Annotated in this window: 12 protein-coding genes; 2 read left to right on the top strand and 10 right to left on the bottom strand. The window is 43.5% G+C overall.

Annotated features, from left to right (window positions below):
- Positions 1 to 118: 118 nt before the first annotated feature.
- From I3257_RS07425 to I3257_RS07400, 6 genes are all read right to left on the bottom strand, one after another.
- On the bottom strand, positions 119 to 1372 hold the full coding sequence (locus I3257_RS07425) for a PQQ-dependent sugar dehydrogenase (protein ID WP_238049278.1): 1254 nt from the start codon (positions 1370 to 1372) through the stop codon (positions 119 to 121).
- 175 nt (positions 1373 to 1547) lie between these two features.
- Positions 1548 to 4145: an ATP-dependent chaperone ClpB gene (gene clpB, locus I3257_RS07420; protein ID WP_045445524.1), complete on the bottom strand. Its 2598-nt coding sequence runs from the start codon at positions 4143 to 4145 to the stop codon at positions 1548 to 1550.
- 433 nt (positions 4146 to 4578) lie between these two features.
- Complete coding sequence (locus I3257_RS07415) at positions 4579 to 5169, bottom strand: L,D-transpeptidase family protein (protein WP_201560708.1); 591 nt, start codon at positions 5167 to 5169, stop codon at positions 4579 to 4581.
- Positions 5170 to 5312: 143 nt separating this feature from the next.
- On the bottom strand, positions 5313 to 6104 hold the full coding sequence (locus I3257_RS07410) for an SDR family NAD(P)-dependent oxidoreductase (protein WP_238049277.1): 792 nt from the start codon (positions 6102 to 6104) through the stop codon (positions 5313 to 5315).
- An 87-nt stretch (positions 6105 to 6191) separates the two neighbouring features.
- Complete coding sequence (locus tag I3257_RS07405) at positions 6192 to 7916, bottom strand: AMP-binding protein (protein WP_238049276.1); 1725 nt, start codon at positions 7914 to 7916, stop codon at positions 6192 to 6194.
- A 231-nt stretch (positions 7917 to 8147) separates the two neighbouring features.
- A complete protein-coding gene (locus tag I3257_RS07400; RefSeq protein WP_238049275.1) occupies positions 8148 to 9290 on the bottom strand; it encodes a DNA topoisomerase IB in 1143 nt (380 codons plus the stop codon).
- Positions 9291 to 9471: 181 nt separating this feature from the next.
- Between I3257_RS07400 and I3257_RS07395 the strand changes: the two genes are divergently transcribed.
- Positions 9472 to 9924 (top strand): GNAT family N-acetyltransferase, encoded by a 453-nt coding sequence (locus tag I3257_RS07395; RefSeq protein WP_238049274.1) that lies wholly within the window; start codon positions 9472 to 9474, stop codon positions 9922 to 9924.
- A gap of 111 nt (positions 9925 to 10035) precedes the next feature.
- Here I3257_RS07395 and I3257_RS07390 read toward each other — a convergent pair whose 3' ends face one another.
- The 3 genes from I3257_RS07390 to I3257_RS07380 all read right to left on the bottom strand — a co-directional run bounded on the left by I3257_RS07390 (position 10036) and on the right by I3257_RS07380 (position 12295).
- Complete coding sequence (locus I3257_RS07390; RefSeq protein WP_238049273.1) at positions 10036 to 10320, bottom strand: pyrimidine/purine nucleoside phosphorylase; 285 nt, start codon at positions 10318 to 10320, stop codon at positions 10036 to 10038.
- A 61-nt stretch (positions 10321 to 10381) separates the two neighbouring features.
- Positions 10382 to 11477, bottom strand: a protein-coding gene (gene prfB, locus I3257_RS07385) for a peptide chain release factor 2 (protein ID WP_157292386.1) whose coding sequence is annotated in 2 segments (ribosomal slippage) — positions 10382 to 11404 and positions 11406 to 11477 — 1095 coding nt in all. Because the reading frame shifts where the segments join, the coding sequence is not laid out codon by codon here.
- Between the two features lie 116 nt (positions 11478 to 11593).
- Entirely contained in the window at positions 11594 to 12295 is a 702-nt protein-coding gene (locus tag I3257_RS07380; RefSeq protein ID WP_238049272.1) for an HAD family hydrolase, read from the bottom strand.
- A 211-nt stretch (positions 12296 to 12506) separates the two neighbouring features.
- On the opposite strand from I3257_RS07380, the gene I3257_RS07375 reads away from it, so the two are divergent.
- Positions 12507 to 13013 (top strand): hypothetical protein, encoded by a 507-nt coding sequence (locus I3257_RS07375; protein ID WP_238049271.1) that lies wholly within the window; start codon positions 12507 to 12509, stop codon positions 13011 to 13013.
- 102 nt (positions 13014 to 13115) lie between these two features.
- Here I3257_RS07375 and I3257_RS07370 read toward each other — a convergent pair whose 3' ends face one another.
- Positions 13116 to 13652: a gamma carbonic anhydrase family protein gene (locus I3257_RS07370; protein ID WP_087813762.1), complete on the bottom strand. Its 537-nt coding sequence runs from the start codon at positions 13650 to 13652 to the stop codon at positions 13116 to 13118.
- Between the last annotated feature and the right edge of the window lie 368 nt (positions 13653 to 14020).

Below are 14020 nucleotides of genomic sequence, written 5' to 3'. Positions count from 1 at the left end.
CAAATCTAATTAACTATTTACGTTTTCATTATTGACAGAAATAGAGCAAAACCATTTAGCAGCCTAACCTACAATAGTGCAAACGCTCGGAAAGTTGAAGAGCAATGGCTACTAATCACTACTGCGGAATCAATTGTAATAATCCACTATTATCGCCATCTTCTAATACCCAAACTTGTCCATCTACATTTGACACACTACGAATACGCTCGCCCATATCATAGCGATAGCGCTCAGTCGCGTGGCTATTTTCATCAAAATCGACGACTATCAGCGCTTTAGATGATAAGCCACTAATGAGCGCATTACCTTGCCACGCTGAGAAATCATTATATTTTCCAGAGTTATAAATACTCATCGAGGATGGCGATATCACTGGCGTCCAACTAATTTTGGGCGACGTAAACTCAGGACGCGTCTCATGGTCAGGAATATCCGTTCCTGTATAGTTACGCCCATTTGATACGATTGGCCAGCCGTAGTTATGACCTTTTTCAATCAGATTAAATTCATCACCGCCCCGTGGTCCCATCTCATGCGCCCAAAGCCTACCTTTTTCATCGAATGCCATACCCAATACATTACGATGTCCTATACTCCAAAACTGTGCGGCAATGTCATTGCTATTATCTACAAAAGGATTGTCTGCTGGCACTGAGCCATCAAGATTTAACCTAATAATTTTGCCCAAATTGACGCTCATATCCTGTGCTGGTGTTTTTTCTTGGCGCTCGCCTGAACTGATATATAAATATTTTCCGTCAGGTGAAAAAAGCAAGCGATGACTATAATGCCCCTGCCCTTTTACTTTCGGTATTTGCTCCCAAATGGGCGTAAGATCCTGCAAACGAGGCGTGGCTGTATCCAATCCTATCAATGTCGCTTTGATGACTTTGGCACTAAACTTATTACTATCAGTGTCATTCCCTGCTTCAACGTAGCTCATATAGACATGATTAGAAGTAGCAAAATCTGGTGCAAGAACGATATCCCCAAGACCACCTTGCCCACCATAAGCCACTTTCGGTATACCACTGATGGTTGTTTTAGCCCCTGTTGCCGTATCAACAATGAATAACTCGCCTGTCTTTTGGGTGACAAGTAATTTAGGGGGCTCATTATTAACGGTAGGTAATGCTGTCATTGCCCAAGGTTCATCAAACGTGGCAATTTTTTTGGTGATAAAAGTAGGTTTTTCGGTACTTGCTAGCGATTCACTAGCAGAGACTTGCCCTTCTTTATAGTCTGTCAGGTCTTCATGGGTATTGACGGCAGTTTGATTGGAGCAAGCAGGAGCACTAAAAAGCAGTGCGCTGATCATTATCGGTAACATTAATGGCGTGCTTAGGTGCTGCATACTGATGATCGTCATTTTGTCGTCTCCGTAACTGTTAATGTCTTATTCCTAGTGCTTAGTTTATTTATAACATAGTCAAAGCACTCAAATCGTAAATAATAATAGCGCACAAAAAAACCCCTTACCTGCCTGTAGAAAAAATAGGCAAGTAAGAGGTTGGTTTTAAACCACGGTCAGTTAGGGTTAGATATTAATTCATGCTACGTTTCTCAAACACCAACTTATCATCTGCGCCGACATCGACTTTGATGATATCTCCTGCGCCAAAATCACCAGCCAATAGCTTCAATGACAATGGGTTTTCAATCTCCTGTTGGATCGCACGTTTTAGTGGGCGTGCGCCATAGACAGGATCATAACCAATCGCAACCAGTTTGTTCATCGCATCAGCTGATAACTCAATATCCATCTCACGCTCATGCAAACGCTGGCGCAAGCGATCCAACTGAATCGCAGCAATACCTGACATCTGCGACATACCGAGCGGATGGAATACCACAATCTCGTCAATACGGTTGACAAACTCTGGGCGGAAATGCTGCCCAACTGATTCCATCACCTCAGCTTTGATGTCTTCGTAACTTTCACCGACCATCTCTTGGATTTTGTGCGAACCCAAGTTACTGGTCATAATGATGACCGTGTTTTTGAAGTCCACCACGCGACCCTGTGAGTCCGTTAAGCGACCATCGTCCAATACTTGTAGCAAGATATTGAACACATCAGGGTGCGCTTTTTCAACTTCATCAAACAAAATCACACTATAAGGCTTACGGCGTACCGCTTCCGTTAATGCACCACCTTCTTCGTAGCCCACATAACCTGGAGGCGCACCCACCAAACGACTGACACTGTGCTTCTCCATATACTCACTCATGTCGATACGAACAATCGCATCCTCACTATCGAATAAGAAGTTCGCCAGTGACTTGGTCAACTCAGTCTTACCGACACCCGTTGGTCCTAAGAATAAGAACGAACCTGAAGGGCGATTCGGATCAGACAAACCAGCACGGCTACGGCGTACCGCATTGGCGACCGCTTCGACTGCTTCATCTTGACCGATGACACGTTCATGGAGCTTTTCTTCCATCGCTATCATCTTGTCACGCTCGCCTTGCATCATTTTGCTCACAGGAATACCTGTTGCCGCCGCTACGACTTCGGCAATTTCATTATCCGTGACTTTGTTACGTAGCAGTTTTACACCACTACCTTCGCCTGTCTGCTCTTTTTGTTCTGCCAAGTCAGACTCAGTAATGCGGCGCTCAAGCTGCGGAATCGTTTCATACTGCAGCTTACTCATGGTCTCGTAATCACCTTCACGACTGGCTTTGTCATAGGCGATACGCGCTTTATCCAGCTCATCTTTTAGCTGCTGACTGCCTTTGACCAATGCTTTTTCTGCTTGCCAAATCTCATTAAGGTCAGCGTACTCTTTTTCTAGCTCTTCAATTTGTGCATCAAGCACTTTACGCTCGGCTTGCGCACCAGCGTCTTCTTCATTTTTGAGCACTTCGCGCTGCATTTTCAACTGAATCAAGCGACTATCAAGCTTACCTAAGGCTTCAGGCTTGCTGTCCATCTCCATACGTAAACGACTTGCCGCTTCATCAATCAAATCAATCGCTTTATCTGGTAGCTTGCGATCGGTAATATAACGATGGCTCATCCGCGCAGCAGCAATAATCGCGCTGTCTTGGATATCAACACCGTGATGCAGCTCATAACGCTCTTTTAGACCACGCAAAATCGCAATGGTGTCTTCGACCGTTGGCTCATCGACCAGTACCTTTTGAAAACGACGCTCAAGAGCCGCATCTTTTTCGATATACTGGCGATACTCATCAAGAGTTGTCGCACCGACACAGTGTAGCTCACCACGCGCAAGCGCAGGCTTTAGCATATTACCAGCATCCATCGCACCATCGGCTTTACCAGCACCTACTAAAGTATGCAACTCATCGATAAATAAGATGACATTGCCTTCTTGCTTTGATAAGTCGCTGAGCACCGCTTTGAGTCGCTCTTCAAACTCACCACGGAATTTTGCACCCGCAATCAATGAGCCCAAATCTAACGACAACACTTCTTTGCGGCGTAGTCCTTCTGGTACGTCACCATTGATGATTTTTTGTGCCAAACCTTCAATGATAGCCGTTTTACCAACACCTGGCTCACCAATCAGTACTGGGTTATTTTTGGTACGACGCGACAGTACTTGAATGGTACGACGAATCTCTTCATCGCGACCAATCACAGGGTCAAGCTTACCAAGTTCCGCCTGCTCAGTTAAGTTAATCGTATATTTATTCAGCGCATCACGCTGATCTTCAGCATTTTGATTATTCACGGTATCATCACCTCGCAATTGCTCAATGACTGTTTTTAATTTACTCGCTGTTACGCCCGCACTCTCAAATATCTTTTTGGTTTCGCCTTGCTCAGCGAGCGCCAACATCACCCATTCAGTAGCGATAAAATCATCGCCTTCTTTCTGCGCTTGACGGTCTGCCAAGTTCAAAATTTTAACCGAATTTGGGTTTAAATTCACATCGCCTGTCGGCTCGCTAATCGTCGCTTGATTGTCGAGCGCCTTTGCCACACCATTCTTTAGCGCAGGGATAGACGCGCCTGCTTGTTGGCAGATAGATAAATTAGACTCATCCTGTAGCAATACTGCAAGCAGATGCACAGGGTCAATACCTGTATGGTCACGCCCCAATGCTAGGCTCTGTGCTTCTTGAATGGCTGATTGCAATTTCTGGGTAAATTTTTCGAACCTCATAATTGTGTCCTTTTATAATTAGTATTATCAGTCAGTGAATGCAACATAAAATACCGAACGCGCCGCATTTAAAACATAGCGCTTATCGTCAATTTTATCGTATTTCAATCACCGTTAGTTGTTATATATATAGGGTATAACATACAAGATTTCAACCTACTTGTGCAAGTTGTCAATCAATATCTATGACTTATTAGTAAATACTGAAAAATAGTAAGATTTTATATAGGTAAAAACCTTACCTATAGCAATGATATTATCACAAACTATCAATAGGCACACTAAGAGAGTATTTCAAGAGGATAAATAAAAAACAACTAAAAGAGAGGCTTGCTCAACAATGAAAGGCAAGCAAGAGACAGCTATAGCAGAGATTCTAATGCGCTGTAGCTGCTAGAAATTTACTACACGATAGTCAGCATTAACATAACACTCATTCTACAATTTCTATCGATGTACCAACCTTAACTGCCGCCATAATCTCATCCATCTCATTATCAGTGACCGCAATGCAACCATCGGTCCAATCACGTTGTTGGTTAATCCACGCTAGGTGACCGAAGCCGTTCATCTGCCCATGAATCATAATATCGCCACCAGGATGGACACCGCGTGATCGTGCCCGAGCTTTGTCAGCAGCATTGGGGTAGCTTATATGGATGGAGCGATGGGCAATAGAGTTCTCATTCTTATAATCTAAGATGTACGCCCCCACTGGTGTGCGCTCATCGCCTTGCTGCTGTTTATGACCAACCGGACTATCTCCTAGCGCAATACGATAGGACTTAATGACTTTATCACCACTCAACAGCTGCAAAATACGGTCGGATTTATCGACAAAAACTTTATCGATAACCACCGTACTAGAAATAGGCTGACCATTATTGCCTGTACTTTTTGCATCCGAGGAGGCTGTTTTGACATACCCTATCGCACTGGTGCTCATAATGGTGGTCAGTCCCAGTCCTATCACGACAAACAATCGACGCGGCTTTTTGCTGAAATGTAGAGAAAACAATGACATAGGCTTTAATAACTCCGTTTAGCGTTAGAGAGTGAAATGGCAACATACCACGCTATTAACTTACCAAAGCACCATGCCAGTTTTTGTGAAAATTTCATGGATAACATTAGGATCTTTTGGACATAAAAACTTCGTTAATACCATTACACCATACGAATCGCGCCATCTAAGCGAATGACTTCTCCATTGAGATAGGCATTATCAATGATATGCATGACCAACTTGGCAAACTCATTGGGATTGCCCAGACGCTTAGGATAAGGTACGCCCGCCTCTAGTTGTTCGCGCGCTTTTTCAGGAATGGTCTCCATCATCGGTGTGGCAAAGACGCCCGGCGCGATAGTCATGACGCGAATACCGTGACGTGCCAGCTCACGTGCTAGCGGCAAGGTCAGACCGACGACCCCCGCTTTAGACGACGAATAACTGGCTTGCCCTACTTGCCCATCAAAAGCCGCGATAGAAGCCGTATTAATAATGACGCCATTATCAGCGTTCTTCTCTATGGAGCCGTCTGCGTTATTGGCATTTGCTACACGCTTTGCAATACTGGCTGCGACCAGACGCGCGACATTAAAGGAACCGACAAGATTAATATTGACGCCGCGACTAAAAGCATCGAGATCTGCTGGGTTATTATCACGGTCCAGCAGCTTTTGTACAACGGCGATGCCCGCACAGTTGATAGATCCTTGTAAGCCGCCAAATTCTTTTTCAGCCTTATCTACAGCCGCTTGCACCTCATCACTACTGGTCACATCACAGCGTGTAAAGCGAACGTTATCGCCTAGCTCGTCTACCAGTGCTTGCCCTGCTGATTCATTAAGATCTGCGATGACGACGTTACCGCCTTGATTGACAATAGCACGAACCACTGCCTCTCCCAAACCTGATGCACCGCCTGTGACCAAAAAGCTCTGCTGTTCAATGTGCATAATTATTCCTTTTATTAATATTTTTACTGTTATTTTTATCAGTCATCGATTTTTATCTTAACCTGACGATATGAGTGCATTGCTTCATTAAGCCGCAGATAAACTGCGCAGCAAAAAGCGCTGAATTTTACCACTTGGGGTTTTTGGCAACTCTTTTACAAACTCAACCTCACGTGGATAAGCATGCGTTGATAGACGCTTGCGCACCAAGTCTTGAATCTCTTTGGCAATCTCGTCTGTGCCTTCGATACCATCTTTTAGCACCACATAAGACTTAATCGTATGACCGCGCACTTCGTCTGGCACTCCAACTGCTGCTGACTCTGCGACTGCCTCATGCTCCAGCACGGTGTTTTCAACATCGGTTGGTCCAACGCGATAACCTGCGGTAATGATAATGTCGTCATCACGCCCTGAAAACCAATAGCTGCCATCACTGTGACGCTCAACCACATCACCTGTTAAATAGTAATCATCATCGAAGGCGTCTTTTTCATTCCAGCTATAACCGCGGAAATAAAACGCGGGCGATTGACTGACCACTACGGCAAGCTGTCCTTGTTCACCATCAGCTAATATATTCATATCATCATCTAACACTACCAATGTGTGCCCCGGTAGCGCCATGCCCATCGAGCCAACCGGACATTCATGTGCTAATGCATGGTGCTCACAGCAAGTCATTCCCGTCTCGGTCTGCCCATACTGATCGCAGATTTTACAGTTTAAATAGGTTTCCACCCAATTGACCACTTCGGTATTTAAGGTCTCGCCTGCTGAATTGGCACAGCGCAGTGATAGTTTAGCCTCATTGTCATTACTATTGTCATGGTGAGATTTTTCAAACACGCCACTCGATTTCATCATCCGAAACGCTGTCGGTGAGGACGCCAAATTACTAATCTTATGACGTACCATAAAGTCGCGGGTATTGGCAGCATCAAAGCCAGCTTCATTAAAATACGTTGTTACCCCTAATAACAAAGGTCCTGTAATCGCATAATAAAGACCGTATGCCCAGCCTGGATCAGCCATGTTCCAGTAATTATCATCCGCTCGCAAGTCAATCGCATAGCGCATGTAAAGATAAAACGCTGAGAGCGCGCTTAATGGCACACTAACGCCTTTTGATTTGCCAACCGTACCCGAGGTAAACATTTGCAGAAAGGGAGCATCAGTATCTAATGAAACCACGTCTACCGTTTGCGACTGCGTTGCGACCTTTTCAACGTAGTTATCATCACCCCAGCTTTGCGCATCTACTTTGCTACCAACCAGCACCATTTTGGTTTGCTTGGCCAAGTCGTCAAACTTGCCACGATTTTCTTGATTGGTAAAAACCACTTTGGTATTGGCTTTGTCCATCCGATACTTAATCGAATCATAGCCAAAGGCGGTAAATAACGGCTGATAAACCGCACCGATCCGCCAAGTCGCGAGTACAATGGTGAGTAACTCAGGGGTACGCGGTAGCATGGTCGCCACTTGGTCACCAATTTGTACGCCATAAGACAACAATAAATTGGCGACTTGTGCGCTTGCCTTATCAAGCTCAGCAAAGCTCATGCGCGTTACATTGCCCGACGTATCTTCATGCACCAGTGCAATATTATCACCGCGACCATCACGCACATGACGACCGCAACACGCCATATAAGCATTCAAGCGATCGTCTAAATGCTCGCCAAATATTTCTGTCAATAGCGCGTTCATATCAAAGTTATGATAGTAATCGCTGTAGCTCATTGGTGGGTGTGCAGTATGATTTGAAGTGGTATTTACGACTGATAGGTCTGTAGAAGAGGTGTTCATAAGCTAATCCTTTAGCAATAGCAGGTAACGGGCGAAATAAGAGAATTGTCAGCAGAAAAACAGGCATATCCTAGCAACTGTTTTTTCTGCTTGTTCGCACATATCAATATGCATAGACTATAAATGTGCATAGACTCTATTAGTAACGCATTTTAATATTTATTTCAATACATAACGTATCATTTTTATAATTCAATCACAAACTCTTGATGGAAATTTATTTCAAAGCACTCAGCAGCCACTTAAAAATCCCAGCAGCGCCTTTTCTTCATAACTTTGATGCTGTTTAGTACGTCCACGACGCGCTTGTTTATAAGGTTCAAAGAACTGCCCCGCCAAAAAGCGCTCTATAATAATGGGATTAATATAAGAAGAGCGGCAGACAGCAGGGGTATTACCCAGCTCATCAGAGACACTTTTCACCATATCAGTCACCAGTTGCTGACGCGCTTTACTATTAGGTTCACTGGCTAATATTGCTTTGCCCTGAGCGCTCTGTAGCTCATCATGCAAGTAACTGGCGGCAAGGACACTGGCCATCCAAGTACGAAAGTCCTTTGCGCTATATAAATTACTGCTACGCATCTCACTGTCACGACCATGACCATGACCATGACCGCTAGTATGCGTGCGTAGATAGTCGTTGATATCGCTACTGTCGACGACTTGCTTGTGACCATCGTCATCCAAATATTTAAAAATCTGATAACCAGGTAACTCAGAACATGCCTGTACAATCTCAATCAAACGCTCATCTTGCAATTCAATATGATGCTCTGTGGCACTTTTACCGACGAAATCAAACGCCAGTCCGTTATCAGTTTCGCTCACATGCTTACTGCGTAGAGTACTCAAACCATAGCTCTTATTGAGCTTGGCATAGCGGCTGTTTCCGATACGAATCAAGGTCGTTTCTAATAGTTTGACCACTGCTGATAAGACATTTTCACGGGATAATGATTTAGCTTTCAAGTCTTTTTCGACTTGTGCACGTAGATTCGGCAATGCTCTAGCGAAGCCTATCATGGCATCAAACTTGGCTTGGTCACGTACGCGATCCCACTCAGGGTGATACAGATACTGTTTTCGTGCTTTGTCATCGCGCCCCGTCGATTGCAAGTGCCCTTTATCATCTTGGCATATCCAAACCTCTGACCACATCGGTGGTATCACTAGCGCATCAAAACGCTGTCGCAAGGCTTTGTCTTTGACCGTTTTGCCTGTGGCATCTTTATAAGTAAACCCGCGCCCCCAACGCCTACGCGTAAACCCAAGCTCATCATCACTGACATAGCGCAGATTAGCAAGGCGAGCGAGTTTTTCATAATCATGGCGTATGTCTTGCGTGGTTGTTTGGTCATTTAGCGTCGCCATAATACATACTCGATTGATAAAATAGTCGTTTTAGCATAATGAATTGCGATGGTTTTTGCTGTTTATTTGCCACGAGCAAAGTGTAATCGATGTGTAAAAAAACACGCTTAAAAGGGTTCTAAATAATGAGCTTTTAAGCCATAATTCGATAACAATCACAATTTAATTTAAATAAAATACAATGAAAAATACCTCTATAAAGATAGCAGCATTATCTAAAGCCGATTACGAATTTTGGTTACCTTTGTGGCAAAACTATCTAAAATTTTATGAGACCAGTTTGCCATCAAGTACCACCCAAAACACGTGGCACAGTTTGCTCGATAGTAACGTGCCGATTTATGGTTTTGGTGCTTGGCAGGACGATAAGTTAGTAGGTATCACCCATGTGGTGCTACACCCCAATACTTGGAATACCACTGAGTGTTGTTATTTAGAAGATTTATACGTCAATGAACAGGTACGCGGACAAGGCGTAGGACGAGTACTGATTGAAAAGGTATATGAGTTCGCTCGTAGTAAAAACTGCAACCGTGTGTATTGGACGACACAAGAGGGCAACACCACGGCGCGCAAACTCTATGACGCAATCGCCACTCAAACAGACATGGTGCAATATCGTAAAAACCTATGATTTGTACTACCTGTCTTATGATTTACAATGAATGAGCAAATAAAAAACGCCAAGTGTTAAACACTTGGCGTTTTCTTATCAATACGGCTTTAGATTAAAGCAGCTTAGAAATTATTTACCGTAAACACATAAATAAGCAGTCTCTACTGCCACTTTTACTTGAAACTTCTGATTGGCTTCAACGGTAAATTGCTCACCTGCATTAAAGGTTTGCCACTCATTACTTTTTGGTAATTTGACCGTCAATGCACCACTGACCACGCTCATGGTTTCAAATTCGCTGGTACCAAACTCGTACTCGCCAATTTCCATCACGCCAACTGTTGCAGGCTTAGTTGCCGTTTGAAAGGCAATAGAAGTGACTTTGTTATCAAAATAACTGTTAACGCTTGGCATAATTTTCCTTAATTAAATATTGGTTGCTATCTCAAAACGGCTGCTTATTTAAAACAGCCTTTTACAGTCCCGCTTTTAAGCTTGCTTCGATAAATTGATCGAGGTCGCCATCGAGTACCGCACCAGTATTAAAGGTTTCAACGCCAGTACGCAAGTCTTTGATACGTGAATCATCGAGTACATAAGAGCGAATTTGACTGCCCCAACCGACGTCTGACTTGCCATCCTCGACCGCTTGCTGAGATTCCATCCGTTTTTGCATTTCAAGCTCATAAAGCTTAGCACGCAGCAACTTCATCGCCGTCGCTTTGTTCCCATGCTGGCTACGCTCGTTCTGACAAGTGACCACCACGCCACTTGGCTCGTGGGTGATACGTACCGCAGAATCGGTCGTGTTCACATGCTGACCACCCGCACCCGATGAGCGATAAGTATCAATACGCAAATCTGCTGGATTGATGTCAATCTCGATATTATCATCAATTTCAGGCGATACAAAAACGGCAGCAAACGAGGTATGACGACCGTTATTGCTATCAAATGGCGATTTACGGACTAAGCGATGCACGCCGATTTCGGTACGTAACCAACCAAAAGCATAATCCCCTTTAATCTCAATCGTTGCTGATTTAATACCAGCCACGCTACCAGAAGATACCTCAATGACCTCAACTTTGAAACCATGCGATTCCGCCCAGCGGGTATACATACGCAACAGCATCTCTGCCCAATCCTGCGCCTCAGTGCCACCACTACCCGACTGGATATCTAAGTAGCAGTTATTAGGGTCCATCTCACCGCTGAACATGCGACGGAACTCTAAATCGGCAACGCGTTTCTCCGCATTGTCGAGCTCTGCTTGCACATCCGCTAGCAAGGATTCATCCTCTGCTTCTACCGCCAGCTCCAGCATGGCAGACGCATCTTCCAATGTGCTCTCAAGCGACACCACAACATCGATGACGCCATCAAGCTGGCTTTTTTCTTTATTAATCTTAGTCGCACGCTCTGGATCATTCCATAGCTCGGGGTTTTCTAACTCTAAATTGACTTCTTCTAAGCGTTCTTGCTTACCATCGAAGTCAAAGATACCTCCGCAAGTCCTGCCCACGCTCTGATAAATCTTTTATTCGTTCTTGATACGGATTGATTTCCATAAGGTTTCCTGTCTTTTTAAATAAATATCTCACTGATATGGCGCTATTTTAAATGAGATTGACGATAAATAGTTGGCTAATTATGACTGGCTTTATATTAAATAACGTTAAACAGCCTAAATCGACCAATCCTCTACTGCCCAGCGATGCGCTAAAGCATGAGCATGTAGCGCGTCATCAGGTGACACACAAATAGCCACATCCGCCCACTCAAGCAGCGGAATGTCATTTTTGGAATCTGAATAAGCATAAGTTTTATCAAACTCAACACCCGCTAATTTTCGCTTATCTAGCCATTTATTCAGATGGTAAATTTTACCTTCTTTAAAGTTTGGCTTGTCGGTAAGTTTGCCCGTATAGCGCTCATTTTTTATCTCAAGCGGTGTCGATAGCACATTGGCACCTTCGATACCGAAACGCTTGGCAATGGCTGATACTACAAAATCATTAGTCGCAGAAATAATCACCACCTCATGACCTTTTTCAACATGCTGACAGAGTACTTCCATGGCTTTTGGGCGAATGTGTGGCTCAATTTCACTTTTAATATAGTCTTCTCGTAGCTCATGCAATCTATCCATCGGCAAGCTACTTAAAAACTGCGCCACAAATTCATTATATTCCGTCGCATCAAGCGTACCTTCGATATAGTCTTGGTAAAACTTTTGATTGGCCGTGCGATATTGCGCTTCATCGACGAGGTCGTGTTTGACGATATACTCGCCCCATAGATAGTCGCTATCGACGTCGAGCAAAGTATGGTCTAAATCAAAAAGTGCCAGCTCTTTTGGAGAAAGTTGTGCTTGTGTTGCCTGCATAATGAGACCTTATTATTGTTTGTTGAAAGACAGAAGTACAACTGGTTTTTAATAACTTCTGCTTTGGAGATAGATAATGATATAAAAAATTTCTCAATAATTTTTCTTGAATACTACTGTTTACCAAACAAAATTATGGTAACTTTATTTATATAACTTGTGGTTAGGCTGTGTCCTCACTCTGAACGAAAGCGCCTAAATGGTGCTAAAAATGGTGATACGCCCTAGTATCTGTTTTGCTTACTTCATCATAAAAATAGAGAATCGCATGGAAGCGCCTGATGTCAAAACTGTTTTGCCAAGTAAAACGCGTCGCCCTGCCCGTTCAATCAAAGAAATCAGACAACGTCAGCTGGGTAAAAGCTATCAATCACCTTTCGACCGTATACTGTATGCGCTCTTAAATGGTGTCATGTACGGAGTTGGCGGTTTACTGATCGATCTTACTATCGTGGTTATTCGCTCAATAGCTGGTATAGGTAATGGCGACATTTTTTGGTTATTCACTCCATTTATGTTGGTCGTAGGCGCAATCATGGGTTTTATCGTTGGTAAAAATGCTGGCGCTGAAAGCGTCAATGCGCTCAACATCAACGAAACAGCCAATCATAACGCTTACCTTAATGACTACTCTATACGCCACGATATTTTTCGCGGACTAATTATTGGTATTATCATTTTTGCCATCATTTGGCTGGTCATGATGCTGATGACATAAATTGATAACATAAAGAGCCTCTATGTAAAAAACGTTTGCCTGATTTATTTAGAAACAATAGATCAATATCAGACAATTCAAGGATTCTTTATAAATTTCTGCTTAATCAGGCATGGCTACTTCTGTTAAGCCCGTTTTAAATTTTTGACAACGCTCCGCATAATGCATCGCTGATAATTTCAACATCGCTGCTTGCTCGTCCGTTAAGGTTTTGACCACCTTTGCAGGCGCACCCATGACGAGTGAGTTGTCTGGAATCTCTTTGCCTTCAGTGACCAAAGCTTTGGCACCAATAATGCAATTTTTACCAATCTTGGCATTATTCAATACCACTGCCCCAATACCAATCAAACTATTATCACCGACTTCGCAGCCGTGCAGCATCGCTAAATGACCAATGGTGACATAGTTGCCGATTTTGACCTCAATGCCTGCATCAGTATGAATGACGCTGTTTTCTTGCACATTACTATAATCGCCAATATGAATACGTTCATTGTCACCGCGAATCACTGCCCCAAACCACACGTTAGCTTGATGACCCAAATAGACATCACCTATCACTCGTGCTGAGTCTGCGACCCAACCATTAAAAGGTACCGCGAATTCGGGCACCTTGTCTAAATATTGATAAATCATAACGGCTCCTTGTTATATATAGTAATGAAATAGGTCAGTCATGAAAATTAGTCATGAAAGCGAATCATAAAGACCAGATATCTCGATTTGCTGTCCATTGTGGCAAAGCCAAAAGGGAAAATCCAGCGCTATTAACGGCCAATAATTAAAGGCATACTTTTCAATCTAAAAATCGACTGGCTATCTGCGGGCATATTGTATATAATGCGCAAAATCTGTGCCTAAGCGAGCGGACATGATGCAAGTTACCTATTCACTATCTAGTGGGTTTTGTAGTTTCCATCAATAATGTCTTCTCGCTTTTTTGTGGAAAAATTTTGGGTTTGGTTGTTTTTTATTCTTTATTTATAGTAATAATCAAGATATAA

Source organism: Psychrobacter sp. Ps7 (assembly GCF_022129225.1).
Taxonomy (GTDB): Bacteria; Pseudomonadota; Gammaproteobacteria; order Pseudomonadales; family Moraxellaceae; genus Psychrobacter; species Psychrobacter immobilis_A.
This window is presented reverse-complemented; position numbering and strand designations above follow the sequence as displayed.

Excerpts from the sequence above, each read along its gene's own strand:
- I3257_RS07425 (WP_238049278.1), bottom strand. The coding sequence starts at position 1,372 with ATGACGATCATCAGTATGCAGCACCTAAGCACGCCATTAATGTTACCG.
- clpB (WP_045445524.1), bottom strand. The coding sequence starts at position 4,145 with ATGAGGTTCGAAAAATTTACCCAGAAATTGCAATCAGCCATTCAAGAA.
- I3257_RS07415 (WP_201560708.1), bottom strand. The coding sequence starts at position 5,169 with ATGTCATTGTTTTCTCTACATTTCAGCAAAAAGCCGCGTCGATTGTTT.
- I3257_RS07410 (WP_238049277.1), bottom strand. The coding sequence starts at position 6,104 with ATGCACATTGAACAGCAGAGCTTTTTGGTCACAGGCGGTGCATCAGGT.
- I3257_RS07405 (WP_238049276.1), bottom strand. The coding sequence starts at position 7,916 with ATGAACACCTCTTCTACAGACCTATCAGTCGTAAATACCACTTCAAAT.
- I3257_RS07400 (WP_238049275.1), bottom strand. The coding sequence starts at position 9,290 with ATGGCGACGCTAAATGACCAAACAACCACGCAAGACATACGCCATGAT.
- I3257_RS07395 (WP_238049274.1), top strand. The coding sequence starts at position 9,472 with ATGAAAAATACCTCTATAAAGATAGCAGCATTATCTAAAGCCGATTAC.
- I3257_RS07390 (WP_238049273.1), bottom strand. The coding sequence starts at position 10,320 with ATGCCAAGCGTTAACAGTTATTTTGATAACAAAGTCACTTCTATTGCC.
- I3257_RS07380 (WP_238049272.1), bottom strand. The coding sequence starts at position 12,295 with ATGCAGGCAACACAAGCACAACTTTCTCCAAAAGAGCTGGCACTTTTT.
- I3257_RS07375 (WP_238049271.1), top strand. The coding sequence starts at position 12,507 with ATGGTGATACGCCCTAGTATCTGTTTTGCTTACTTCATCATAAAAATA.
- I3257_RS07370 (WP_087813762.1), bottom strand. The coding sequence starts at position 13,652 with ATGATTTATCAATATTTAGACAAGGTGCCCGAATTCGCGGTACCTTTT.